Source organism: Streptomyces albus subsp. albus, assembly GCF_000719865.1.
Classification (GTDB): domain Bacteria; phylum Actinomycetota; class Actinomycetes; order Streptomycetales; family Streptomycetaceae; genus Streptomyces; species Streptomyces albus_E.
Genome location: NZ_JOID01000016.1, coordinates 52,686 through 74,634, shown reverse-complemented (window position 1 = coordinate 74,634; position 21,949 = coordinate 52,686). Strand labels below are relative to the sequence as shown.

The 21,949-nt window shown below is 74.4% G+C and carries 20 protein-coding genes, 1 other RNA gene and 1 pseudogene; 14 read left to right on the top strand and 8 right to left on the bottom strand.

Annotation, left to right across the window (positions count from 1 at the left end):
- The first annotated feature begins 317 nt into the window (after positions 1-317).
- From IF83_RS0117670 to IF83_RS0117660, 3 genes are read left to right on the top strand one after another with little or no spacing between them, the layout of a single operon-like run.
- On the top strand, positions 318-1,193 hold the full coding sequence (locus tag IF83_RS0117670; protein WP_030545171.1) for a Nif3-like dinuclear metal center hexameric protein: 876 nt from the start codon (positions 318-320) through the stop codon (positions 1,191-1,193).
- On the top strand, positions 1,190-1,933 hold the full coding sequence (locus IF83_RS0117665) for a zinc ribbon domain-containing protein (RefSeq protein WP_208605904.1): 744 nt from the start codon (positions 1,190-1,192) through the stop codon (positions 1,931-1,933). The genes IF83_RS0117670 and IF83_RS0117665 overlap by 4 nt, the downstream gene beginning before the upstream one ends.
- A gap of 5 nt (positions 1,934-1,938) precedes the next feature.
- On the top strand, positions 1,939-3,183 hold the full coding sequence (locus tag IF83_RS0117660) for a bifunctional RNase H/acid phosphatase (RefSeq protein WP_030545169.1): 1,245 nt from the start codon (positions 1,939-1,941) through the stop codon (positions 3,181-3,183).
- Between the two features lie 295 nt (positions 3,184-3,478).
- On the opposite strand, the gene yaaA is transcribed toward IF83_RS0117660, so the two are convergent.
- The 4 genes from yaaA to IF83_RS0117640 all read right to left on the bottom strand — a co-directional run bounded on the left by yaaA (position 3,479) and on the right by IF83_RS0117640 (position 6,757).
- Complete coding sequence (gene yaaA / locus IF83_RS0117655; RefSeq protein ID WP_030545168.1) at positions 3,479-4,288, bottom strand: peroxide stress protein YaaA; 810 nt, start codon at positions 4,286-4,288, stop codon at positions 3,479-3,481.
- Between the two features lie 340 nt (positions 4,289-4,628).
- A complete protein-coding gene (locus IF83_RS33200) occupies positions 4,629-4,913 on the bottom strand; it encodes a hypothetical protein (RefSeq protein WP_030545167.1) in 285 nt (94 codons plus the stop codon).
- A 123-nt stretch (positions 4,914-5,036) separates the two neighbouring features.
- Positions 5,037-6,062, bottom strand: coding sequence for a hypothetical protein (locus IF83_RS33195; RefSeq protein WP_208605893.1), 1,026 nt, complete (start codon positions 6,060-6,062; stop codon positions 5,037-5,039).
- A complete protein-coding gene (locus IF83_RS0117640) occupies positions 6,059-6,757 on the bottom strand; it encodes a MerR family transcriptional regulator (protein ID WP_051722874.1) in 699 nt (232 codons plus the stop codon). Before IF83_RS0117640 ends, IF83_RS33195 begins: the two co-directional genes overlap by 4 nt.
- 92 nt (positions 6,758-6,849) lie before the next feature.
- Here IF83_RS0117640 and IF83_RS0117635 point away from each other — a divergent pair, with 92 nt between their 5' ends.
- The 3 genes and pseudogenes from IF83_RS0117635 to IF83_RS34815 form a co-directional block, all read left to right on the top strand.
- The gene (locus tag IF83_RS0117635) at positions 6,850-7,419 is read left to right on the top strand and encodes a Uma2 family endonuclease (RefSeq protein WP_030545650.1); all 570 of its coding nucleotides are present in this window, start codon (positions 6,850-6,852) and stop codon (positions 7,417-7,419) included.
- Entirely contained in the window at positions 7,416-8,000 is a 585-nt protein-coding gene (locus IF83_RS0117630) for a Uma2 family endonuclease (RefSeq protein ID WP_030545164.1), read from the top strand. Before IF83_RS0117635 ends, IF83_RS0117630 begins: the two co-directional genes overlap by 4 nt.
- A 107-nt stretch (positions 8,001-8,107) precedes the next feature.
- Positions 8,108-8,434, top strand: a pseudogene (locus IF83_RS34815) (STAS domain-containing protein); the annotation flags it as partial.
- Here the strand turns inward: IF83_RS34815 and IF83_RS0117620 are convergent.
- Positions 8,426-9,544: a sigma-70 family RNA polymerase sigma factor gene (locus IF83_RS0117620; RefSeq protein ID WP_078843567.1), complete on the bottom strand. Its 1,119-nt coding sequence runs from the start codon at positions 9,542-9,544 to the stop codon at positions 8,426-8,428. The pseudogene IF83_RS34815 and the gene IF83_RS0117620 overlap by 9 nt on opposite strands.
- 189 nt (positions 9,545-9,733) lie before the next feature.
- Here IF83_RS0117620 and rnpB point away from each other — a divergent pair.
- Positions 9,734-10,140, top strand: an RNA gene (rnpB, locus tag IF83_RS31270) — RNase P RNA component class A.
- 720 nt (positions 10,141-10,860) lie between these two features.
- Positions 10,861-12,489 carry an alkaline phosphatase D family protein gene (locus tag IF83_RS0117615; protein WP_030545161.1) on the top strand — a complete coding sequence of 543 codons (1,629 nt, stop codon included), beginning with the start codon at positions 10,861-10,863 and terminating at the stop codon, positions 12,487-12,489.
- A 144-nt stretch (positions 12,490-12,633) separates the two neighbouring features.
- Here IF83_RS0117615 and IF83_RS0117610 read toward each other — a convergent pair whose 3' ends face one another.
- Positions 12,634-13,617 carry a Gfo/Idh/MocA family protein gene (locus tag IF83_RS0117610; protein ID WP_394297336.1) on the bottom strand — a complete coding sequence of 328 codons (984 nt, stop codon included), beginning with the start codon at positions 13,615-13,617 and terminating at the stop codon, positions 12,634-12,636.
- A 217-nt stretch (positions 13,618-13,834) separates the two neighbouring features.
- On the opposite strand from IF83_RS0117610, the gene IF83_RS0117605 reads away from it, so the two are divergent.
- The 5 genes from IF83_RS0117605 to IF83_RS0117580 all read left to right on the top strand — a co-directional run bounded on the left by IF83_RS0117605 (position 13,835) and on the right by IF83_RS0117580 (position 19,347).
- Positions 13,835-15,181 carry a multidrug effflux MFS transporter gene (locus tag IF83_RS0117605; RefSeq protein ID WP_107046806.1) on the top strand — a complete coding sequence of 449 codons (1,347 nt, stop codon included), beginning with the start codon at positions 13,835-13,837 and terminating at the stop codon, positions 15,179-15,181.
- Positions 15,178-16,338 carry a serine hydrolase domain-containing protein gene (locus IF83_RS0117595; RefSeq protein ID WP_051722914.1) on the top strand — a complete coding sequence of 387 codons (1,161 nt, stop codon included), beginning with the start codon at positions 15,178-15,180 and terminating at the stop codon, positions 16,336-16,338. Before IF83_RS0117605 ends, IF83_RS0117595 begins: the two co-directional genes overlap by 4 nt.
- Positions 16,339-16,623: 285 nt before the next feature.
- A complete protein-coding gene (locus IF83_RS0117590; protein WP_030545158.1) occupies positions 16,624-17,715 on the top strand; it encodes a small ribosomal subunit Rsm22 family protein in 1,092 nt (363 codons plus the stop codon).
- Positions 17,716-17,803: 88 nt separating this feature from the next.
- Entirely contained in the window at positions 17,804-18,406 is a 603-nt protein-coding gene (locus tag IF83_RS0117585) for a TetR/AcrR family transcriptional regulator (RefSeq protein ID WP_030545157.1), read from the top strand.
- Positions 18,407-18,606: 200 nt separating this feature from the next.
- Positions 18,607-19,347 carry a bifunctional DNA primase/polymerase gene (locus IF83_RS0117580; protein WP_030545156.1) on the top strand — a complete coding sequence of 247 codons (741 nt, stop codon included), beginning with the start codon at positions 18,607-18,609 and terminating at the stop codon, positions 19,345-19,347.
- 89 nt (positions 19,348-19,436) lie between these two features.
- On the opposite strand, the gene IF83_RS0117575 is transcribed toward IF83_RS0117580, so the two are convergent.
- Positions 19,437-20,411: an SCO2278 family lipoprotein gene (locus tag IF83_RS0117575; protein ID WP_030545155.1), complete on the bottom strand. Its 975-nt coding sequence runs from the start codon at positions 20,409-20,411 to the stop codon at positions 19,437-19,439.
- 325 nt (positions 20,412-20,736) lie between these two features.
- Here IF83_RS0117575 and IF83_RS0117570 point away from each other — a divergent pair, with 325 nt between their 5' ends.
- Complete coding sequence (locus IF83_RS0117570; RefSeq protein WP_051722873.1) at positions 20,737-21,483, top strand: CDP-alcohol phosphatidyltransferase family protein; 747 nt, start codon at positions 20,737-20,739, stop codon at positions 21,481-21,483.
- Here IF83_RS0117570 and IF83_RS0117565 read toward each other — a convergent pair.
- A complete protein-coding gene (locus tag IF83_RS0117565; protein WP_030545153.1) occupies positions 21,437-21,907 on the bottom strand; it encodes an FAD synthase family protein in 471 nt (156 codons plus the stop codon). The genes IF83_RS0117570 and IF83_RS0117565 overlap by 47 nt on opposite strands.
- Positions 21,908-21,949: the final 42 nt, after the last annotated feature.

Below are 21,949 nucleotides of genomic sequence, written 5' to 3'. Positions count from 1 at the left end.
TCGCCGGCCGGAACGACCCCATGGAGCCGGGGTGCTTCATGCGTACGGGTGGCGTTCCCCCGAACCGGCTGAGCGGAGGGGCACGGATGTGCTGCCGCCCCCGCCGGTCGCGCGGATACGGCCCGCTTCCGGGCGGCCGGCGGGGTGACCGGCGGGACGGGCGGCGAGGGCTTCCCACGTCACCGGACCGCGGGGGCACCCCGCGGCCGGGCCCCGGTCGGCGGGGCACCGGCCGGCCCGCCGGGGGGATGGCCCGGAGAGCCCGGGCCGGGGCCCGGGGCGGGTCTGCCGGGTCCGGGTGCGGGTAGCCTTTGCCCGTGCCCGCACTGTCTGAAGTCATCGCCGCGCTCGACGCCCTCTGGCCCCCCGGGCGGGCCGAGGAGTGGGACGCCGTCGGCACCGTCTGCGGTGACCCCGACGCTCCCGTCCGGCGCGTGCTGTTCGCCGTCGACCCCGTGCAGGAGGTCGCCGACGAGGCCGTGCGGCTCGGCGCCGATCTGCTCGTCACCCACCACCCGCTCTATCTGCGCGGGACGACGACGGTCGCCGCGACCACCTTCAAGGGCCGCGTCGTGCACACCCTGATCCGCGGGTCCGTGGCGCTGCACGTCGCCCACACCAACGCCGACCGCGCCGACCCCGGTGTCTCCGACGCCCTCGCCGGCGCGTTGGACCTGAGGATCACCGGCCCGCTCGTGCCCGATCCGGCCGATCCCGAGGGCCGCCGCGGCCTCGGCCGGATCTGCGAACTCGACGAGCCGGAGACCCTCGCCGCCCTCGCCGACCGGGCGGCGGCCCGGCTGCCCGCCACGGCGCAGGGCATCCGCGTCGCCGGCGACCCCGGCCGCCTGATCCGTACCGTCGCGGTCTGCGGCGGCTCCGGCGACAGCCTCTTCGCCGACGTGCGGCGCGCGGGCGCCGACGCGTACCTCACCGCCGACCTGCGGCACCACCCGGCGTCCGAGGCGCGCGAACACGCGTTGCACTCCGGGCACGGGCCGGCGCTGCTGGACGCCGCGCACTGGGCCACCGAGTGGCCCTGGACCGAGCAGGCCGCCGCCCAGCTCGACGAGATCTCCGACCGGAACGGGTGGGACCTGCGCACCCACGTCTCCCGTACGGTCACCGACCCCTGGACCGCCCACGCGGCGTCCGCCGATCCCTTCACCGACATCCCGGGAGCCCCGAACTGAACGCCGAGCCCGCCGACCAGATCCGCCTTCTCGACGTCCAGGCCCTCGACGTCCGGCTCTCGCAGCTCGCGCACAAGCGCAGGACGCTGCCCGAGCACGCCGAGATCCAGACCCTCGAAGCCGACCTCGCGCAACTGCGCGACCTGCTCGTCGCCGCCCAGACCGAGGAGAGCGACACCGCCCGCGAGCAGACCAAGGCGGAGCAGGACGTCGACCAGGTGCGCCAGCGCGCCGCCCGGAACCAGCAGCGGCTCGACTCCGGTGCCGTGACCTCCCCCAAGGACCTGGAGAACCTCCAGCACGAGATCGTCTCCCTCGCCAAGCGCCAGGGCGACCTGGAGGACGTCGTCCTGGAGATCATGGAGCGCCGCGAGTCCGCGCAGGAGCGCGCCCGGGAACTCGCCGGACGCGTCGAGTCCGTGGAGGCCAAGCTCGCCGACGCCGCCACGCGCCGGGACAACGCCGTGACCGAGCTCGACCAGGAGGTCGCGAGCATCACCAAGGAGCGCGAGGTCGTCTCCGCCTCCGTGCCCGTCGATCTGATGAAGCTCTACGAGAAGCTCCGCGTCCAGCAGGGCGGGGTCGGCGCGGCCCGGCTCCACCAGCGGCGCTGCGAGGGCTGCCGGCTGGAGCTCAACATCACCGAGGTCAACGACGTCCGCGCCGCGGCGCCCGACCAGGTGCTGCGCTGCGAGAACTGCGGCCGCATCCTGGTCCGCACGCCCGACTCGGGTCTGTAGGGGCGATGAGCGGACGCAAGCGGCGCTTCATCGTCGAGGCCGACGGCGGCTCCCGGGGCAATCCGGGCCCCGCCGGGTACGGTGCGGTCGTGCTGGACGCGGCCACCGGCGAACCCCTCGCCGAGGCGGCCGAGTTCATCGGCACGGCCACCAACAACGTGGCCGAGTACCGGGGTCTGATCGCCGGTCTGCGGGCGGCGCGCGCCCTGGACCCGGAGGCCGAGATCCAGGTGCGGATGGACTCCAAGCTCGTCGTCGAGCAGATGTCCGGCCGTTGGAAGATCAAGCACCCGGACATGCGGCCCCTGGCGGCCGAGGCCAAGACGATATTCCCCACCCCCGGGCAGGTCAGCTACACCTGGATCCCCCGGGAGAAGAACAAGCACGCCGACCGGCTCGCCAACGAGGCGATGGACGCGGGCAAGCGCGGCGAACGCTGGAAGCCGTCGCTCTCCACGGCCGCCCTCGACGCCGGGCCCCGGCCGGAGGCCGTCGCCGACTCCGCCGAACCGGACGAACTGGACGAGCTGGAACGGCTGTCCGAACGGGCCGGAGGCCCCGCGCCGGCCGGCCGGGCCGCCGCGCCCGCCGTCCCACCGCCCGGCTGGGCCGCCCCCGCCGACCTCGGCGCCCCCGCCACCTTCGTCCTGCTGCGCCACGGCGAGACCGCCCTCACCCCGGAGAAGCGCTTCTCCGGAAGCGGCGGCACCGATCCCGGGCTGTCCCCGGCCGGCCGTCGGCAGGCCGAGGCCACGGCGGCGGTGCTCGCCGCACGCGGCACCGTCCAGGCGATCGTCAGCTCCCCGCTGCGCCGCTGCCGCGAGACCGCGGAGCTCGTGGCGGCCCGGACGGGCCTGGACATCCGGGTCGACGAGGGCCTGCGCGAGACGGACTTCGGGGCCTGGGAAGGCCTGTCCTTCGCCGAGGTGCGCGACCGCTACCCCGACGACCTCGACGCCTGGCTCACCTCGCCCCGTGCCGAGCCCACGGGCGGCGGGGAGAGTTTCGCGACGGTCGCCCGCCGGGTGGCCCTTTCCCGGGACAAACTCATCGCCCGCCACGCGGGCCGCACCGTGCTGCTCGTCACCCACGTCACGCCGGTGAAGACACTGGTCCGGCTGGCGCTCGGGGCACCCCCGGAGTCGCTCTTCCGCATGGAGCTGTCCCCGGCCTCCCTGTCGGTGGTGGCGTACTACGCGGACGGCAACGCCTCGCTGCGCCTGCTCAACGACACCGGCCACCTCCGCTGACCCGCCGCCCCGGGCCCGCCGGGGCCGGGACCGGCCACCCCCGGGGCCCCCGCGGGGCGGACCCGTCCGGGGCCGGCAGGCCCCGGGGGCCCGTTCTCCCGGGAGGCACCTCTGTCGATCCCGTTCCTGGCGGGTTCCGTTCCTGCCGGAGAGCCGGCCGGCTCGCCGTCGGGCCGGCCCGAGCGGGTCCTGCTGCCGCTCGATGTCGCCACCGGTGCCGCCCCGCCCCGGTGGCCCGACGGAACCGGGCGGGACCGGACGGAACCGGGCGGCATCACCGCCGCCGACGTATCCCTCAGCGGACGTCGGTGACGATCACGTCCAGAGCCCAGGACTTGCCGGCCCTGCCGGTCTTCGGTGCCGGCCGCACTTCGACGGTGTGGCCCAGCTCGCGCAGCGCGTCGGCCAGTTCGGCCGGATGCGCGGGCTCCACGCCGGCGACCAGCAGGTCCCGGACGATCCTGCCCTTGGTGGCCTTGTTGAAATGGCTCACCACGGAGCGCTTCTCCACCCCGTTCACGATCTTCGAGTGCAGCACCCGGACCGTCGCGGTCCGCTCCGCCACCGCGCCCTTCGGTTTCCATGCCGTGGCATACGCCGCCGAGCGGAGGTCCAGCACCAGGCCCTCACCGGCCGCCTCCGGCAGCACTTCCGCCATCGGGCCGCGCCAGTAGGCCCCCAGGGCGCCGAGGCCGGGCAGCTTCACGCCCATCGAGCAGCGGTAGGACGGTATCCGGTCGCCGGTCCGCACCGCGCCCCACAGCCCGGAGAACACCAGCAGCGTCCGCTCCGCCCGGGCGCGGGCGGCGGCGTCGAGGGAGGCGAGGTCCAGGGCGTCGTAGAGCACCCCCGTGTAGATCTCGCCCGCCGGCCGGGTGCCGGCCGTGAGCAGAGCGGCGTTCTTCGCGACCTCGCCCCGCAGCCCCTCACCGATCCCGAGGACCGTGCGCGCCTTCTCCTCGTCCGCCTCGCACAGGGCCACCAGCTCGCGCAGCACCTCATCCCGCGCAGCGGAGAGCCCCGGCAGCGACAGCGCCTCCAGGTCCAGCGGGTCGCCGGACCCCCCGGCGGCCTTGCCTTCGGACGGCGGCAACAGCACGAGCACGACGGAACTCCTCGCGGGGCGGACGGAAGCGGGGGTGGACGGCAGCGGGGCGGATACGGACGGTGACGGAACGGGCCGGGATCCGTGCCGCGGAACAGCCGGCTCCGGTCCGAGCTTAGAACCCGCGCCGACGACTTCTGCCAGGGGCCCGGAACCGGGCCCGGCAGCCGGACCGGGCCCGGGGCGCCTGCGGCTCGCCCAGAGGCCGAACCCGGGCCGGACCACAGGGAAGGACGGGCGGGGAAGGCAGCGACGGGCGGGGAAGGGGGCAGGCGAAACGGGGGTCGGCCCCCATGGAGCCGGAGCGGCCACCGGGAGCCGACCGCCGCCCGCGCGCGGGTCAGCCCTCGGACGTCCTGCCGAGCCGGAAGGGCCCGGCCGCCCCGGGCCCGAACATCACCGGAAGCCGGTTGCCCGCCGGGACGAGCACGATGGGCTCGTCCCGGTACTCCCGGAGGAAGCACTCGAGGGGCTCCCAGATCAGCGTCCGGTAGCCGGACTCCGTCCGCTGCGGGGCGAAGGACAGGGACAAGGACTCGCCCTCGGACTCCCCGTCGGTCACGCTGACGGCCTCCACCGCGAGCCATTCCCCGCCGACCCACGCTTCGAGGCGTATGTAGTCCATGCCGCAAGCCTGCCCCGAGTCACCCTCCGTTCGCACCTCGGCCGGGAATCGGTTCGGCGTCGGTCGTATCCCGTTCCGGGCACACTGCCCGTCATCGCCCCCCGCTGCCTCCCAGCCCCAGCCTCACCCGGAGCCGCCGGAGCCGGAGCCGGAGCCGGAGCCGGAGAAGGGGGCAGGGGAGCCGGCGGGCGTCCCGGCCACCGGCGGAGCCGGGGCCGAGGCCGTGCCCGGAGCCGCGGGCACGGCCGACCGCTCACCCTCCGCGACGTGCTTCCGCCGGAGCGCGTCCACCGCGGCCCGCGGATCGTCGGCGTGGAACCGTATGAGCTGGGCCCGGACCGGCTTGCCGAGCGGCCGCACGGCCGTCACGGGCGCCGTCAGCTCGACCGTGACGGAGGTCTGGCTGTCCACGGCCAGATCGAGGGCGCCGGCCTCGTCCACCCGCAGCAGCCGGCCGTCCGTGTACCGCCGCTCGTACCGGGCCGAGGCGATCAGCTCCGCCGGTATCCGCAGGTCGAAGAGCGCGCCATAACGGATGCGAAGCGAACCGTCCGCACCGACGACATGAGGGCGGGTGACGCAGGAGGCGTGCAGAGCCACCACCATCAGCACTCCGTACAGCCCCAGCACGAGGAGAACCGCGTGGACGACGGGCCAGGGAATGACGAGCGCCGGCACCACCGTCTCGATGACGGAGGCGAGCGTCAGCAGGAACATCATCGGAGCCTGGCACCGGGCGTAGCCGGCGGCCCGGGCGCCCGGGCCCACCCCGTGTCTCCGCCGGGCCGCCCAGAGCACGAGACTCACCATCGCCCGCGCCTCGTGCGCGATCAGCCGCCGTACGAGCGGAGGCATCCCCTCCCGTACGGCCCGGCGCAGGGCGGGACCGCGCTCCTCGCCGGCGCGACGGGCCCGCCGGTAGCGGCGGGCCGCCATGATCACCCCCGTGGTGAGCGCGGTGAAAGCCAGCGCTTCGGCGACGAGCACCACCGGCCACGGAAACCGCGCCCCGGAGGCGAGGCACACCAGCACCGTCAACTCGCCCACCACGACGGCGCCGACACCCCACCGCCGCCACCGGGAGGGGCGGCCGCCGTCCGCTCCCGCCGTGACCGGAGCCGCCGCTCCACCGGTGCCGTCCCCGTTCATGTCCGCTCCTTCCGCTCGCTGAGAAGACTCATCGCACGGCGCAGTGCCGCCGCCTGGGCCGGGCCGAAACTCTCGAAGAGGGCGGCCCGGAAGCCCTCGGACGGGCGGCCGACGGTTCCGTGCGCGCCGGTGCTCCCGGCTTCCTCCGCCGCCATGAGCGCGGATATCGCCTCGCCGGGGACGCAGTCGGCCAGTGCTCGCGCGGCCCGCTCCACCCGCGGATCCGCCGGGTCGGCCTCCGCCAGTTCGTCCAGCAGCGCGTACACCTCGTAGGCGCGCTCGGCCACCCGCGGGGCCGCCGCCATCTCCCGGACCAGCTCCGACAGCCGGCGCCGTTCCTCCGGGCCGGAGCCGACGGTTTCCAGGAGCGCCAGCACCTCCCGGTCCATGGCGGCCATGCGGGGCTCCGGGCCCGGCAGTCCCGCGGACAGCCGGGCCATCTCCTCGAACAGGGCTCCCAGCTCCGGGGAGACCGGCCCCTCCGGCGGGAGACCACCGCCCTCCCGGGCCTGCCGCAGCAGCACCCCCAGCCGCTCCCGCCGGGCGCGGATCGCCTCCTCCTGCCGTGCCAGATCGGCGTCCAGCTCCTCCAGCACCTCGTGCAGCTCCCGGCCCGCGTCGTCCGCGAGGACGTCCCGCACCTCGTCCAGGCCGAGCCCCAGTTCCGTCAGCCGCCGTATCCGGGCGAGCCGCACCGCGTCCCGCAGCGCGTAGACGCGGTAGCCGTTGGCACGATGCGGCCCCCTCCGCTCCCTACCGTGGCGGCGAGACCGGGAAGGTGCGTGACATGAGCGCCATGGCACATGAACACGAGCCGCTCACGCAGGAAGAAGTCCTGCTGGAGGGCTTCTTGGCCCTGGACACGCCGGAAGGCTTCCGGGCCGAGCTGATCGAGGGGGAAATCGTTGTGACGCCGCCACCGGAGGGGGCCCATGAGGCGAACATCAGCCGGATCATCAGGCAGGTGGCGCGGCACTCCGCCGTGGACATGGATGTATCCGGCAACAAGGGGCTCGCGGTGCCCCGTGGCGGACAGTGCGTGAAGAACCACGTCATCCCGGATCTCACCTTCGCCGAGGCCCGTGTGGGCCTCTTCGACGACGCGGGAGCGTGGATGCCGTGTGACGAGGTCGCGATGGTCGTCGAGGTGACCTCGACCCGAGCCGACCGCGACCGCACGGCCAAGCGCCACTGCTATGCGCGGGGTGGCATCCCGCTCTACCTCCTGGCCGACCGGGAGAAGAACTCCGTGACGCTCCTCAGCGAGCCGGGAGAGGACGACTACCGGCAGGTGAACACGATGCGGCCCCCTCCGCTCCCTACCGTGGCGGCGAGACCGGGAAGGTGCGTGACATGAGCGCCATGGCACATGAACACGAGCCGCTCACGCAGGAAGAACGCCTGCTGGAGGGCTTCTTGGCCCTGGACACGCCGGAAGGCTACCGGGCCGAGCTGATCGAGGGGGACATTGTTGTGACGCCGCCGCCCGACGGGGATCACGAGGAACACATCAGCTCCATCGCGGAGCAGGTGTACATCCGGTCGGCGACACCCATGCAGTTCTCGGGCAACAAAGGGCTGGCCATCCCGCGGAACTCCCTCAGCGTGAGGAATCACGTCATTCCGGACGGGACGTTCGCGCCGAAGGAGCTGCGGCTTTTCCGGGGAGCCGAGCCGTGGATGCCCTGCCGGGGGGTGGCCATGGTGGTCGAGGTGACTTCGACGAACCCGGATCGTGATCGCCGGGCCAAGCGCCTCTGTTACGCGCTGGGGAGCATCCCGCTCTACCTGCTCATCGACCGCCAGAATGGTTCGGTGACGCTCTTCAGCGAGCCGGAGGGCGGGGAGTACCGGCACACCTCAACGGTTCCCTACGGCAAGCCGATCGCCCTCCCCGCCCCCTTCTCCTTCGACCTCGAAACGGGCGAGTTCGTTTGAGTGCCTGAATGCCGCTCCCGCCGTGCCGGGGCCGGGGCGGCTTCCGATGAGTTCCGCGCGGTCCGAACGTCTGTCTCTCCTGTGAAGCCCGCGACAGGAGGACGGCGATGCCCCGTTCCGACGAATCACCGGCCGCGCCCTCCCAAGAGGTGCCGCCACCCGGCAGACCGCGCTCTCCCGCCCCCGGCGACCCTCTGGGCACGGTCGTGCTGACACTTCCCGGCACCGTCGCCCCCGGCGAGGTGGCCGCTCTCTGTGAGCGGTTGCGCGCCCTGTTGGAGCGGCGCGAGGAGACCGGTGACGTCCCCGGCCGCGGCGAACCGTTCGCGGTCGTCTGCGATGCCGGTGCCGTCACCCGGCCCGATCTGGCGACCGTGGAAGCCCTCGCGCGGCTCCGGCTCACCGCCCGGCGGCTCGGATGCCGCTTACGGCTGCGGAACGCCCACCCCGAGCTGCGGTGCCTCCTCCGTCTCCTCGGCCTGGACGGCGTTGTCGGGGACCAGGGCATTGCCGTCGGGGCCCAGCCGCGGGGGCAGGCCGAAGAGGGGGAAGAGGTGCGGGGTGTCGAGGAAGGCGTTGAGCCCGGTGATCCGGCCGTCTGAGATCTCCAGGACCTGGAGCGCCCAGGGTTCATATCCGTGACCGTCGGCGGCGGGGCGGTACTGGCCGAAGGCGGGGCAGCCGTTGGCGGTGACGGGGAGCAGCCGGGAGCCGCGGCAGCCGATGCCGGTGCCCAGCATCCAGGCGCGGATCTCGGCGTGACCGCGCAGCCACAGCGGGTACGGCGGCATGGACAGCCGCGCGTCCTCGTGGAGCAGGGTGGTCAGCGCGTCGAGGTCGTAGCGCTGGAAGGCGTCGACATAGCGCTCCAGCAGGGCGCGCTGCTCCTCGTCCAGGGGGCGGACCGTCTCGGCGGTGTCCGCCCCGGTGGCCTCGATGGTCGAACGGGCCCGCTGCAGAGCGCTGTTGACCGAGGCGACCGTGGTGTCCAGGAGCTCGGCGACCTCGCTCGCCTTCCAGGCCAGCACCTCCCGGAGGATCAGCACGGCCCGCTGCCGGGGCGGCAGGTGCTGGAGCGCCGCCACGAAGGCCAGCCGGACCGAGTCCCTCGCCACCGCCACTTCGGCCGGGTCGCCGCCGGACGGCAGAACCCGGCCGTCGGGGGCCGGCTCGACCCAGGCGCTCTCCGGCAGGGCCTCGGGGAGCGGGGTGCTCGCGGGCTGGGGGGAGGAGAGGTCCATGGGGCGGGCGCGGCGGTTGTTCCCCTTCAGCAGGTCCAGGCAGACGTTGGTGGCGATGCGGTAGAGCCAGGTGCGGAGCGACGCGCGGCCCTCGAAGCGGCCGAGGCCCTTCCAGGCGCGGACCATGACCTCCTGGACGGCGTCCTCGGCGTCGAACGCCGAGCCCAGCATCCGGTAGCAGTAGCCGGTCAGCTCCACCCGGTACCGCTCCAGCCGTTCCTCGGGCCCGGGCCCGCCGGGCCCCGCCGCCTCCCCGGCCGTCGCCGTACCGGACGTTCCGCACGCTGCTACGAGATCACTCACCGAGGCTCACCTCACGCCGTACCCGGACACCGTTTCGGACCGGCTTCTCCGGTCACGGGCACACAGTAGGAGGGGGGTCTGACAACGACCCCTCGGCGAACGGACCGGCCGCGTGGCCCGCCCCGCGGCCGACCGCCCCGCGCGGCACGGCCGCCGCGCACCGGCGGGTAGCATGGCCGTCACGGCGGACGAGCCGGCCGGGCGGTCGCGTCGGGGCCCTTTCCGGGGTCCCGCCGAGGAACGTCCGGGCTCCACAGGGCAGGGTGGTGGGTAACACCCACCCGGGGTGACCCGCGGGAAAGTGCCACAGAAAGCAGACCGCCGGGGCCGCGAGGCACCCGGTAAGGGTGAAACGGTGGTGTAAGAGACCACCAGCGTCCGGGGTGACCCGGACGGCTCGGTAAACCCCACCCGGAGCAAGGTCAAGAGGGGCTGTCTCCGGACGGCCCTGCGCGGACGACCGAGGGCTGCCCGCCCGAGTCCGCGGGTAGACCGCACGAGGCCGGTGGTGACACCGGTCCCAGATGGATGACCGCCTCCCCGCGGGCCGCAAGGCCCCCGGGAGACAGAACCCGGCGTACAGGCCGACTCGTCCGTCGTCATGGCCCCGGCCCGGGGATTCACCCGGGCCGGGGCCGTCCTGCGTGGGCCGGGACTCCGGCGCGACCGGAGCGGGACCCCCGCGCCGCCGGGGCGGCCCGGGCCCGCCGGGTGCCGTCCGCCGAGCCGCGCGGTGGCGGATGAGCAACCGGGGCAAGCGGAATGAAACAGGCATAACGGGTGACTCGCGCTGCGCCGGTCCCGCGGGTGCCGAGGCTGGAGTTCCGCCGGATCCGGACTTCCGGTGGTCCGCACACGGGGTGTGAAGCACGCGCACAGATTTTTCCGTGCGCACACCCTGTCTTTTGTCCGCGATGCGCGGTTCACTCGGATCACGGGTCGCCGCCCCCCGCCCAGCGGCCCGCTTCGCTCCGCCCCCGGTCGCACACCTCCTCCCTCCGCGCGACGGGGGCGGGGCCGTGCCCGCCGCACCTTCCGTACAACCGCCGCCGTGCCCGTACCCGCCGTGCCTCCCGTGCACCCGGCGCCGTGCCCTTCTACGCGCCGCGCCGGCCGCCCCGCCTCCCGCCCCGGGCGGAGAGCGGTCCGCTCCCCGCCGCCCCGGCGAGGCCCCCGCCGGACGTAATGCGGCCGATCGCCCCAGTCGGGGGCGAAGCTCATCCGACGGCCATGTGTGCGTTGTGCACACGACAACGGCCCGCCGTTCCCCGCCGCCACTGTCTTCCCGACACCAACCCACGTCAGGGGAGGGCCACATGACGTCCACGTTCCACGAGCGGGAACTCCGGGCCGCCGCCGCGCACCTCGGCCGCCGCCGCTTCCTCACCGTGACCGGAGCCGCCGCCGCGCTCGCCTTCGCCACCAATCTGCCGGGCAGCTCGCAGGCCGCGGAGCTGGACGCCCGCCGGGCGCTCGCGTCCGATCCGTTCACCCTCGGGGTCGCGTCCGGCGATCCCCGGCCCGGCTCCGCCCTGCTGTGGACGCGGCTCGCCCCCGAGCCGTACACACCCGACGGCGGGATGCCGGAGGCCAGAGTCGAGGTCTCCTGGGAGGTGGCGCGCGACGAGCGGTTCACCCGGATCGCCCGGCGCGGCACGGCCACGGCGCACCCCGAGTACAACCACGCCCTGCACATCGAGGCGGACGGCCTCGAACCGGACCGGGTGTACTGGTTCCGCTTCCGCGCCGGGGACTACGTCAGCCCGGCCGGCCGCACCCGCACCGCGCCCGCCGCCGGCGCCCGGATCGCGGACCTCAAGCTGGCCGCCGTCTCCTGCCAGGCCTACCACCAGGGCTACTTCACCGCCCTCCGGCACCTCGCGGAGGAGGAGCTGGACGTTGTCTTCCACCTCGGCGACTACCTCTACGAGTACGCCGTGAACGCCGCGGGCGGCGCCCGCGCCTACACCGGCGGCCGCACCCTGCCCGCCCACTTCAACCGGGAGACCGTCAGCCTCGACGACTACCGGATGCGCTACGGCCTCTACAAGTCCGACCCGGACCTGATCGCCGCGCACGCCGCGCACCCCTTCGTCGTCACCTGGGACGACCACGAGACCGAGAACAACTACGCGGGCGGCATCCCCGAGAACGGCGTGCCGCCGGAGGAGTTCCTGATCCGCCGCGCCGCCGCCTACCGCGCGTACTGGGAGAACCTTCCGCTGCGCGCCCCCCAGCGCCCCAACGGCGCCGACATGCGGCTCTACCGGCGGCTGGCGTTCGGCAAGCTGGCGCAGTTCGACATCCTCGACACCCGCCAGTACCGCTCCGACCAGGCCTACGGGGACGGCTGGAAGACCCCCGGGCCCGAGTCCGAGGACCCCTCGCGCACCATCACCGGCACCGCCCAGGAGCGCTGGCTGCTGAGCGGCTGGCGCGCCTCGCGGGCCCGCTGGAACGTCATACCGCAGCAGGTCACCTTCTCCCGGCGGCGCAGCAACTCCACCGACGACTACACGGTCAGCATGGACGCCTGGGACGGCTACCCCGCCTCGCGCGAGCGGGTGCTGGCCGGGGCGGAGTCGGCCGGGGTGGAGAACCTCGTCGTCCTCACCGGGGACGTGCACGTCGGCTACGCGTTCGACATCAAGCGGGACTTCGACCGTTCGGACTCCCGCACGGTCGGCACGGAGTTCGTCGCCACCTCCGTCAGCAGTGGCGGTGACGGCGCGGACCAGCCGGCCAACTACCGGCGCTACATGGACGCCAACCCGCACATGCGCTTCTACAACGGGCGGCGCGGCTACGTCACCGTCACGCTCGACGGGGAGAAGGCCCGCGCGGACTTCCGCACTCTCCCCGCGGTGACGACCCCGGGGGCGCCGATCGGCACGGCGGCGTCCTTCGTCACCGAGGCGGGCGACCCGGGGCTGCGGAAGGTCTGACCGCCCGGGGCGCGTGACCCGGCCGCGTGGCCCGGGCCGTCCTGCCCCGGCCTCCGGCCCGTCCCGCCGGCTCCCGGGCGGGACGGGCCGCCACGGCGCGGCGGCGGGAAGGGGACCGTGAACTCCTCCCCGCCGCCGCCCCGTTCATTTCTCGCCCGGGTAGCGGACGCCGATCCGCTCGCGCACCGCGTCCAGCGTGCGCATCACGGCCAGCGTCCCGTCCAGCGGCACCAGCGGGGACTCCGTCTCACCCGCCCGCAGACAGCGCATGACCTCGGCCGCCTCGTGCTGCATCCCGCTGTGCTCGCTCGTTGCGGTGATCTCCTCCGGCTCGCGGCCCGGCCGGTGCAGCACGCACTGCCGCGGGTCGAAGAAGCCGCGCGGGAACTCGATCCGCCCGGCCGTCCCGGTCACGGCCGCCGTCATCGGGGTGTCCGCGGTCATCGAACAGCTCAGCATCCCCACCGCGCCCGAGTCCCAGCCCAGCAGAATGCCCGTGTTGGCGTCCACGCCCTCCGGGGTGAGCTCCGCCCGCGCCTGGACGTCGTCCGGCTCGCCCAGCAGCAGCTGCGCGAACGCCACCGGGTAGACGCCGAGATCGAGGAGCGCGCCGCCGCCCTGCGCCGGGTCGCGCATCCGGTGGCCGGCGTCGAACGGGCCGGTGATGCCGAAGTCGGCGTGGACCGCCCGGACCTCGCCGATCGCGCCGTCCCGCACCAGCCGCAGCATCTCCAGCACCACGGGATTGCAGTACGTCCACATGGCCTCCATCAGGAAGCGGCCGCGGGAGCGGGCCAGCGCCACCAGCTCCGCGGCCTCGGCCGCGTTCAGCGTGAACGGCTTCTCGCAGAGCACCGCGCGCCCCGCCTCCAGGCAGAGCCCGGCCGCCGCCCGGTGCGCGGCGTGCGGCGTCGCCACGTACACCACGTCCACGCCGGGGTCCCCGGCGAGTTCGGCCCAACTCCCGTACGCCCGGGGGATGCCGAAGCGTTCCGCGAAGGCCTCGGCCGGTCCCGCGCTGCGGGAGGCCACGGCCACGACCTCCGCGTCCGGCAGCTTCCGCAGCTGCTCGGTGAAGGTGGAAGCGATCCCACCCGTTGCCAGAATGCCCCACTTGATCTGATCCATGACCATCCCCGCCTGATATCGGCCCCGCTGATGCTGAGAGGATATGGGAGCGATTTCAACAGTGATGGAGAGGCTTATGCGGAAGAGCGGCCCGGCCGGTGACCGGCTCATACCGGGGCAGCGGTCCCGTCCCGCCCGCCGCGCCGGCGGCGGGCGCGGCACGGCGGCGGCCGGACAGCGGCGGACGAGTCTGCTGGTCACCCTGATCCTCGGCGGTATGACCGCCGTCCCGCCGCTCTCCATGGACATGTACCTCCCGGCGCTGCCGGAGGTCGGCCGTTCCCTCGGCAGCTCCGCGGCCACGGTCCAGCTCACCCTCACCGCCTGCCTGACGGGCCTGGCGCTCGGCCAGCTGGTCCTCGGCCCGATGAGCGACCGCTGGGGGCGCCGCCGCCCGCTGCTCACCGGCATGGTCGTCTACGTGATCGCCACCGCCCTCTGCGCGCTCGCGCCCGGCTCCGGGGCGCTCATCGCCCTCCGGCTGGTGCAGGGGCTGGCCGGCTCGGCGGGCATCGTGATCGCCCGTGCCGTCGTGCGCGATCTCTACGACGGCAACGCGATGGCCCGCTTCTTCTCCACCCTGATGCTGATCTCCGGGGTCGCCCCGATCATCGCGCCCGTGATCGGCGGGCAGGTGCTGCGGATCACCGACTGGCGCGGGGTGTTCGTCGTCCTCACCCTGATCGGCACGGCGATCACCTTCGCCGCCTGGCGGTGGCTGGGCGAGACCCTCCCGCCGGAGCGGCGGCACGGCGGGGCGGCCCTCGGCGGCACCCTCCGCACCATGCGCGGGCTCCTCGGCGACCGCGTCTTCACCGGCTACACGCTCACCAGCAGCTTCGCCTTCGCCGCCCTCTTCGCGTACGTCGCCGCCTCCGCCTTCGTCGTCCAGGAGATCTACGGCGCCTCCCCGCAGACCTTCAGCCTCCTGTTCGGGATCAACTCCATCGGCCTGATCGGCGTCAGCCAGATCAACGGCAGGATCCTCGTCGGACGGGTCAGCCTGGACAAGGTGCTCGCCTTCGGCCTCGCCGTCATCACCGCGGCCGCGGCCGCCCTGCTGCTCATGACGAGCGGGGTGTTCGGGGCGGTGGGGCTGGTGCCGGTGGCGTCCGCGCTGTTCGTCCTGATGTCCGCGATGGGCCTGGCGATGCCCAACACCAACGCCCAGGCGCTGATGCGGACCCCGCACGCCGCCGGTTCCGCCTCCGCGCTGCTGGGCACGAGCACCTTCCTCGCCGGGGCCGTGGCCTCGCCCCTGGTCGGCATCGCGGGCGAGGACACGGCCGTGCCGATGGCGGTCGTCCAGCTGGTCTGCGCGCTGGCGGCCGTCGCGTCCTTCCTGCTGCTGTGCCGCCCGTGGCGGCGCCGGGAGACGGCGCCGGCGAAGGAGGCCGCGGCCGGGCCGGCGAACCGGGGAAGCGCGGAGCACCCGGAGCGGACGGGGCACCCGGAGCGGACGGAGCCCCGGGAGCGGGCCGAGTGCCGCGGGGGAGCGGGCGGTCCGGAGAGGGGCCCGGAGCGTCCGGAGAAGCCGGCGGGCCGGGAGGGAGCGGGGAGCTGAGCCGCCTCAGACTGCGGCCGGGCAGCCCCGGGCGGGCCGGACTGGACCCGGAGGAGTTACGCCGCCTCGCCGCCGGGGTCCGGGAGAGCTGCGCGGGCGGCCGGCCGTGGTGCGCCGGGGCCGCCGTCGTCGCCGGGCGCGGCCCGGTCGTCGCGGTCGAGGAGACCTCCGGCTGGGCCGTCCGGTACGGCGCGTACGACGAGCGGACCGGCCTGGGCGTCCCGCTGCCGCCCTCCCGCATGGTGCCCGTGCGGACCGGCACCCTCTTCGATCTGGCCGGGCTCACCCAGCTGTTCACCGCCGTCGCGGTGCTCCAGCAGGCCGAGCGGGGCACCCTCGACCTGGACGGGCCGGTGGCCGACCGTGTCCCGGAGTTCGCCGCGGCCGGCAAGGCCGGCATCACCGTACGGCAGCTCCTCGCGCACACCGCCGGACTGCGTCCGGGCCTTCCGCTGCACCGGGCCCGGGGGCGCGCGGCGCAGCTCGCGATGGTGTGGCGCGAGCCCCCGCTGTCCGCGCCCGGGCGGGTGCGCCGGCACTCGGAACTCGGCGCGCTCGTCGCCCAGGAGCTGCTGGAACGCGTCACCGGCAGTCCGCTCGACGCCTGTCTGCGCCAGGGCGTCACCCGGCCGCTGGGCATGGCCGCGACCTCCTTCGGGCCCGTCCCGTACACGCAGGCCGCGGCGACGGAGGATCAGCGGCGGCCCTGGTCCCCGCTCGACCGCGGCATGCTGCGCGGCACCGTCCACGACGAGAACGCCCACGCGCTGGGCGGCGTCGCGGGCCACGCCGGGCTCTTCTCCACGGCGGCCGATCTCGCCGTACTGTGCCGGGCGCTGCTCGGCGGCGGCGCGTACGGCACCGCGCGGATCCTCGCCCCGGAGTCCGTGGACGCGCTGCTGGCGCCGCCCGGGCTGGGCCTGGCGGTCGACCGGCCCGCCTTCATGGGGGAGCTGGCGGGGCGGGGCGCGGCCGGACTGACCGGCTTCACGGGGCCGAGCCTGGTGCTGGACCGGGCCACCGACACCTTCCTGGTGCTGCTGGCGAACACCGTTCACCCGCGCCGCCGTCCCGTGGACCACGGCCCCCGCGCGGCCGCCGCGACCCGGCTGGCCCGCGCGGTACGGAAGGCGGGCCGGCCGGGCGGCGGGCACTGAGCGGGGCCCGCGGCCCGGCCGCGAGCGCGGGGCCGGCGGCCCACGGGCCTCGCGGGACCCGCCTCGCACCGTCCGGCCCGGGCGTCGTGTCCAGCCGGGCCGGACGGCCGGGCCGGACCACCGGCCACACGGCGGGGGACCGGCTCGGCCGGTCGGTCCGTGCCGTCCGTGCCGTCCGTGCCGTCAGCGCGCGCGTCCGTCTCGTGTGTCCGGTCGTCCGAGTGCCGGCCGCCGGTCCGCCCGCCGTGGTCCGGGCTGTTCCTCCGAGCGCCTAAAATCGGCCGGATGTACGCCTCTCCCTCCGAGCCGGCCGAGGCCGTCCCCGTCGGTGACGATCTGCGGGCCGGGCTCGCGCGCCTGCTCGACGGGCTGCCGCCCCGGCAGGCCGCGCGGGCCGTCGAACGGCTGATCGCCACCTACCGCGGACGCACCCCGACCGACGCCCCGGTGCTGCGCGACCGGCCGGACGTCGCCGCGTACGCCGCCTACCGGATGCCCGCGACCTTCGAGGCCGTCGTCTCCGCGCTCGCGGCCTTCCGCGCGAACACCCCCGGCTGGGAGCCGGCGAGCCACACCGACATCGGCGGCGGCACCGGTGCCGCGGTCTGGGCGGCCGAGGCGAACTGGCCCGGCGGGAACCGCCGCACCACCGTGCTGGACTGGGCCGAGCCGGCCCTCGCCCTCGGCCGCGAACTGGCCGGCGCCGCCGGGTCCGCCGGTCCGCGCGCGGCGGAGTGGCGGCGCGCGGCCATCGGTGACGGGCTGCGCCTGGCGGAGACCGACCTCGTCACGGTCTCGTACGTGCTGGGCGAGCTGACCGCGGCGGACCGCGGTGCCGTGGTCGCCGAGGCGGCCCGCGCGGGGCAGGCCGTGGTCCTCGTCGAACCAGGCACCCCGGAGGGCTATCTCCGGCTCCGCGAGGCCCGTGAGCAGCTCCTCGCGGCCGGACTGCGGATCGCCGCCCCCTGCCCGCACGGCGCGGCCTGCCCGATCGAGCCGGGCCGGGACTGGTGCCACTTCGCGGCCCGGGTCGGCCGGTCCTCGCTGCACCGCCAGGTCAAGGGCGGCTCCCTGCCGTACGAGGACGAGAAGTTCGCCTACGTGGCGGCCACCCGCCTCCCGGCCCCGGCCCCGGCCCCCGGCCCGACCCCGGCCGCCGGCGCCGGCGCGGACGGGCCCGCCGCACCCGCGGCCTCGCGCGTCGTGCGCCATCCGCAGATCCGCAAGGGGCAGGTGCTGCTGGACCTGTGCACGCCGGAGGGCGCCCTGCGCCGGGTGACGGTCACCAAGCGGCACGGCGCCGACTACCGCCGGGCCCGCGACACCGCCTGGGGCGGCACCTGGCCGCCGGGGCCAGCCGGTCCCGAGGCGGACTGACGGAACACCGACGGAACACCGAAGGAACGGCCGCCCGAGGCGGTTCGGGGTGAAATATGCCGCCTCGCCCGACTGCTAGATTCTCGCCATGGCCGAACCCCGCACCCCGCAGACCTCCCGACGCAGCGAACGCTCCCGCCGCGCCATCCTCGACGCCGCTCTCGAACTGGTCGCCGAGACCGGGTTCGGCAAACTCACCATCGAGGCGATCGCGGCCCGGGCGGGCGTCGGCAAGCAGACGATCTACCGCTGGTGGCCGTCCAAGGCGGCGGTGCTGTTCGACTCCTTCCTCGCGCTCAGCGAGGACGCGGGCGGGATCGCCCTCCCCGACACGGGTGATCTGGAGGCCGATCTCAAGCTGGTCATGCGGGCCACGGTCGACGAGCTGAACGACCCCAGGTACGACCTGCCGAGCCGCGCGCTCGCCGCCGAGAGCCAGAACGACCCCGCGCTGGCCGCCGAGTTGACGGCCAAGGTGCTCGAACCGCAGCTCGCCGCCTACGAGGAACGGCTGCGCAGCGCCCAGCGGGCCGGGGACATCGCGGAGGGCACGGATCTGCGGGTGGCGCTGGAACTGCTCGTCGGGCCGCTCCACCACCGCTGGATGCTGCGGACCCGCCCCCTGACCCACGCCTTCGCGGACACCGTCGTCGAGATGGTGCTGCGCGCGCTCGCTCCCCCCGGCCGGTGACGGAAAGGCCGGTGTGACGGACACCCGGCTCGCCGGGTGCTGTGAGCATGAAGACAGTGGCGGAACGGCATATCGGGACATGAGGGGTGAAGACAAGCCACAAGGCGGGTAACTCCGAGAGCCCCGGATGTGAACACCGGCCACTTCGGGCCCCGGAAAGTGGCAGCATTGACCGCGCAACGGTCGAGGTAAGGGGATCGATGGAACGCGAAAAAGGGTTCTCCCAGTGGCTGCGCCGCCGCCCGCGCGGTGGGGCGCGGGGCCGTACGGCCGCCGAGGCGGCGGCCGCGGACCGCGAGAACCTGCTGCTGGCGGCCGTGGCCGCGGGCTTCCCGCTGGCCGAGGCCGCGTACCCGGAAGGGTACGGCTGCTCCTGCGACCGGATCGGCTGCCCCACACCCGGCCGGCACCCCGTCTCCTTCGCCTGGCAGACGCAGGCGACCACCGACGCCGAGAAGATCCGCAAGCTGCTGCACGACCGTCCGCAGGCCAACTTCATCACCGCCACCGGCATCGACCACGACGTGCTCGACGTCCCCGCCGAGGCCGGGCACCAGGCGCTGGAGCGGCTGGAGGCCGAGGGGGTGGAGGTCGGCCCGGTCGCGGAGAGCGGCGACGGCGGACCGCTCGGCCGGGTGCTCTTCTTCACGGCCACCCGCGGCAAGCCCGAGGACGAGGACGAGTGGTGGCCCTGTGAACTGGACTGCCATCCCGAGACCATGGACGAGCATCCGGGCCTGCGCTGGCACTGCCGCGGCAGCTATGTGCTCGTACCGCCCGCCGCGCTGCCCGCGGACGGCTCGGTGCGCTGGCTGCGCGGACCGGAACGGCCGCTGCCCGACCCGCTGACGCTGCTGGAGGCGCTGACGGACGCCTGCGCCCAGTACGCGGACGGCGCGGGCGCGGGCCAGGAGGCCCCGGCCTGGCCCATGGGTCGCTGAGCGGCACCGGTCCGGCGGGTGGACGCCGGGGGACGGCCGGCCGGGTGTCCCCCTGACGGTGGCGGCCGGCCCCCCGGCCCCGGTGGCGGTCAGCCGCCCCGGGCTGCGGTCAGGCCCTCCAGACGGTTGAGGAAGACCACCTTCCCGCCGTCCTTCTTCGCGGGGATGCTCACCGCCGACTGCGATATCCGCACCAGGGTGAGGCTCTTCTCCGCCTTCCCGGTCAGCAGGGCGTTGGCCTTCTGATCGTTGACCTTGTTGATGGTGAAGCCCTCGGCCATCGTCTGCTTCTGCGTGTGGTGCGCCGCGAAGAAGGCGAGCGCCCCGCCGTCCTCCGTGCGCAGGGCCACGGTCCCGTACTGCGGCGGCCGCGCGGGCTGGTCGGCGAACTGCGTCCAGTACTTGGGGGTCTTGCTCTCCCGCTTGCGGTACGCCAGTTGGCCGGAGGTGGCGTAGCCGTCGGCGAAGAGATCCCCCCGGCCCGAACCGAGGTAGTCGGTGTACGTCTTGCTGATCTTCGCGGGGTCCGTGACCAGCCCGGAGCCCCGGCCGCCGGTCACCGGCTCGGCGTAGCCGTCCTCGTCCACCGCCAGTTCCGGCACCTCGTCCCGGCTCAGGATCGACAGATACGCGGCCTTCCACGGGTCGTCCAGCGCGCCCCGGGTGAAGACGATGAGCCAGCGGTTGTCGTCCCGGTTGCTGTCGGTGTCGGCGACGAAGAACTTCGGCCAGCCCGCCTGCCGGGGGATGGCGAAGCGGGCGTCGGTCAGCTTGAGCGGCGGGTAGTCGGGCAGGCCGTCGGGATTCTTCACCCGGCGGGCCTTGAGGTCGGCCTCCCCCATGGCCTGGAGCGCGCCGGTCTCCACACGGGCGCCGAGGGCCGGGTCGAGTTCGCGGTTGGCCTGGTTGTAGCCGTCGGTGAACCGCTGGAGTGCTGTGGCCGCCTCGGCCTTCGTCACGGCCGGGACCACGGCGCGTTCGCCGTGCACCGTCACGCAACCCGTCAGCGTCAGCAGTGCTGTGGCCGACAGGACCGACGCCACCTGCGGCACCCTGCGTCTCATGGGGCTCAATGCTCCTTCGGACTGCTCGATTCGGCGCAACTCTACTGGGCGGGGGACCGGCGCCGGGGCCGGATCCGCTTCCGGTGCCCCGCGGACCGCGTCCGCGGACGCGCGGGCAACTGAGGGAACGCGCCGCACCGGTGGGAGGTTCGGCCCCCGTCCCGATGCCCGGGTGCGGGACGGGGACCGGGGCGGCGGGGCGCCCCGTACGGCGGGTGAGGTTGGGGGCGCCGGTCCTCGGGTACGGCGGGTGGTTGTCCGTGGTGCGTGCCATCATGCACGGCGTGGGTGACCGCCCACCAAGGGTGTGCTTTCGTCTGGGGGGATGATGGCCGGGACTGCGGAATCGGGGTACGCGGCGGCGCTGCGCGAGCTGCGCGGGGCGCAGAAGACGGCGAAGGGGGTGTCGCTCTACTCCCGGTACGTCAACCGCCCGGCCGGGCGGGTCCTCGCCGCGGCGGCGTACCGGATCGGGCTGACGCCAAATCAGGTCACATTGATCAGCGGCGCGTTGAGCTTCGCCGGGGTGGCGGCGCTCGCTCTGGCCCGGCCCTCCTGGTGGCTGGCCGCGGCCGTCTGGGCGGCGCTGTTCGCCGGCTTCGCGCTCGACTCGGCGGACGGCCAGCTGGCCCGGCTGCGCAAGGAGAGCAGCCCGGCGGGGGAGTGGCTCGACCATGTGGTGGACGCGGCGAAGATCACCGCGCTGCACGCCGCCGTGCTGGTCTCCTTCCACAGATTCTTCGAACTGCCCGGCCCGGGCTGGCTGCTGGTGCCGCTGGGCTTCCAGTTCGCCGCTCTGCTGATCTTCACGGGCGGGCTGCTGGCCGACAAGCTCAAGCCGAGGGGCACGGCGGCCGGTGCCTCCGCTCAGCCCGCGCAGCCCCTCTCGCGGCTGCGGGCGGTGGCGTTGCTGCCGGTGGACTACGGCGTCTTCTGCGCGGTGTTCCTGCTGCTCGGCAGCGAGACGGTCTTCCTGGCCGCCTATACCGCCCTGTTCGCCGTGCACGCGCTCTTTCTGGTGGCCTTCATGGCGAAGTGGTTCCGGGAGCTGAACGCGATACGCCCGGCGTGACGGGCGGCGCCAGGGCGTCGAGGGCGCGCCGCAGTTGGGTGCTGGAGGTGTGGACGGTGTACGGGAAGTAGACGACCTCCACTCCCACGGTGGCGAACTTCCGCTCCAGTTGGTCGCCCTTGGGCGTGCCGCGCCAGTCGTCGCCCTTGAAGATCTTGTCGAAGCGGACCTGCTGCCAGGTCTCCAGCTTGTCCGGCACGGTCTCGACGAACGCGGCGTCCACGAACCGGATGGAGCGGATGATCTCCAGCCGCTCCACCAGCGGGACCACGGGCTTCCGGCCTTTGGCCAGTTCCGCCATCTCGTCCGACACCACTCCCGCGATGAGATAGTCGCACCGGGCGCGGGCGTGTCTCAGGATGTTGAGGTGACCCACGTGGAACAGGTCGTAGACCCCCGGCGCATAACCGACGGTGTGCGTCATGCGGTGGTACCCCCCTTCACAGCGCGCTCCCCAGCGCGCCGC

Bases quoted from the DNA above. Each gene is read 5' to 3' on its own strand.
- IF83_RS0117635 (WP_030545650.1), top strand. From the start codon at position 6,850: ATGAGCGCCATGGCACATGAACACGAGCCGCTCACGCAGGAAGAAGTC.
- IF83_RS0117590 (WP_030545158.1), top strand. From the start codon at position 16,624: ATGTACGCCTCTCCCTCCGAGCCGGCCGAGGCCGTCCCCGTCGGTGAC.
- IF83_RS0117660 (WP_030545169.1), top strand. From the start codon at position 1,939: ATGAGCGGACGCAAGCGGCGCTTCATCGTCGAGGCCGACGGCGGCTCC.
- IF83_RS33200 (WP_030545167.1), bottom strand. From the start codon at position 4,913: ATGGACTACATACGCCTCGAAGCGTGGGTCGGCGGGGAATGGCTCGCG.
- IF83_RS0117570 (WP_051722873.1), top strand. From the start codon at position 20,737: ATGATGGCCGGGACTGCGGAATCGGGGTACGCGGCGGCGCTGCGCGAG.
- IF83_RS0117605 (WP_107046806.1), top strand. From the start codon at position 13,835: ATGACCGCCGTCCCGCCGCTCTCCATGGACATGTACCTCCCGGCGCTG.
- IF83_RS0117585 (WP_030545157.1), top strand. From the start codon at position 17,804: ATGGCCGAACCCCGCACCCCGCAGACCTCCCGACGCAGCGAACGCTCC.
- IF83_RS0117575 (WP_030545155.1), bottom strand. From the start codon at position 20,411: ATGAGACGCAGGGTGCCGCAGGTGGCGTCGGTCCTGTCGGCCACAGCA.
- IF83_RS0117565 (WP_030545153.1), bottom strand. From the start codon at position 21,907: ATGACGCACACCGTCGGTTATGCGCCGGGGGTCTACGACCTGTTCCAC.
- IF83_RS0117580 (WP_030545156.1), top strand. From the start codon at position 18,607: ATGGAACGCGAAAAAGGGTTCTCCCAGTGGCTGCGCCGCCGCCCGCGC.
- IF83_RS0117615 (WP_030545161.1), top strand. From the start codon at position 10,861: ATGACGTCCACGTTCCACGAGCGGGAACTCCGGGCCGCCGCCGCGCAC.
- IF83_RS0117630 (WP_030545164.1), top strand. From the start codon at position 7,416: ATGAGCGCCATGGCACATGAACACGAGCCGCTCACGCAGGAAGAACGC.
- IF83_RS0117610 (WP_394297336.1), bottom strand. From the start codon at position 13,617: ATGGATCAGATCAAGTGGGGCATTCTGGCAACGGGTGGGATCGCTTCC.
- IF83_RS33195 (WP_208605893.1), bottom strand. From the start codon at position 6,062: ATGAACGGGGACGGCACCGGTGGAGCGGCGGCTCCGGTCACGGCGGGA.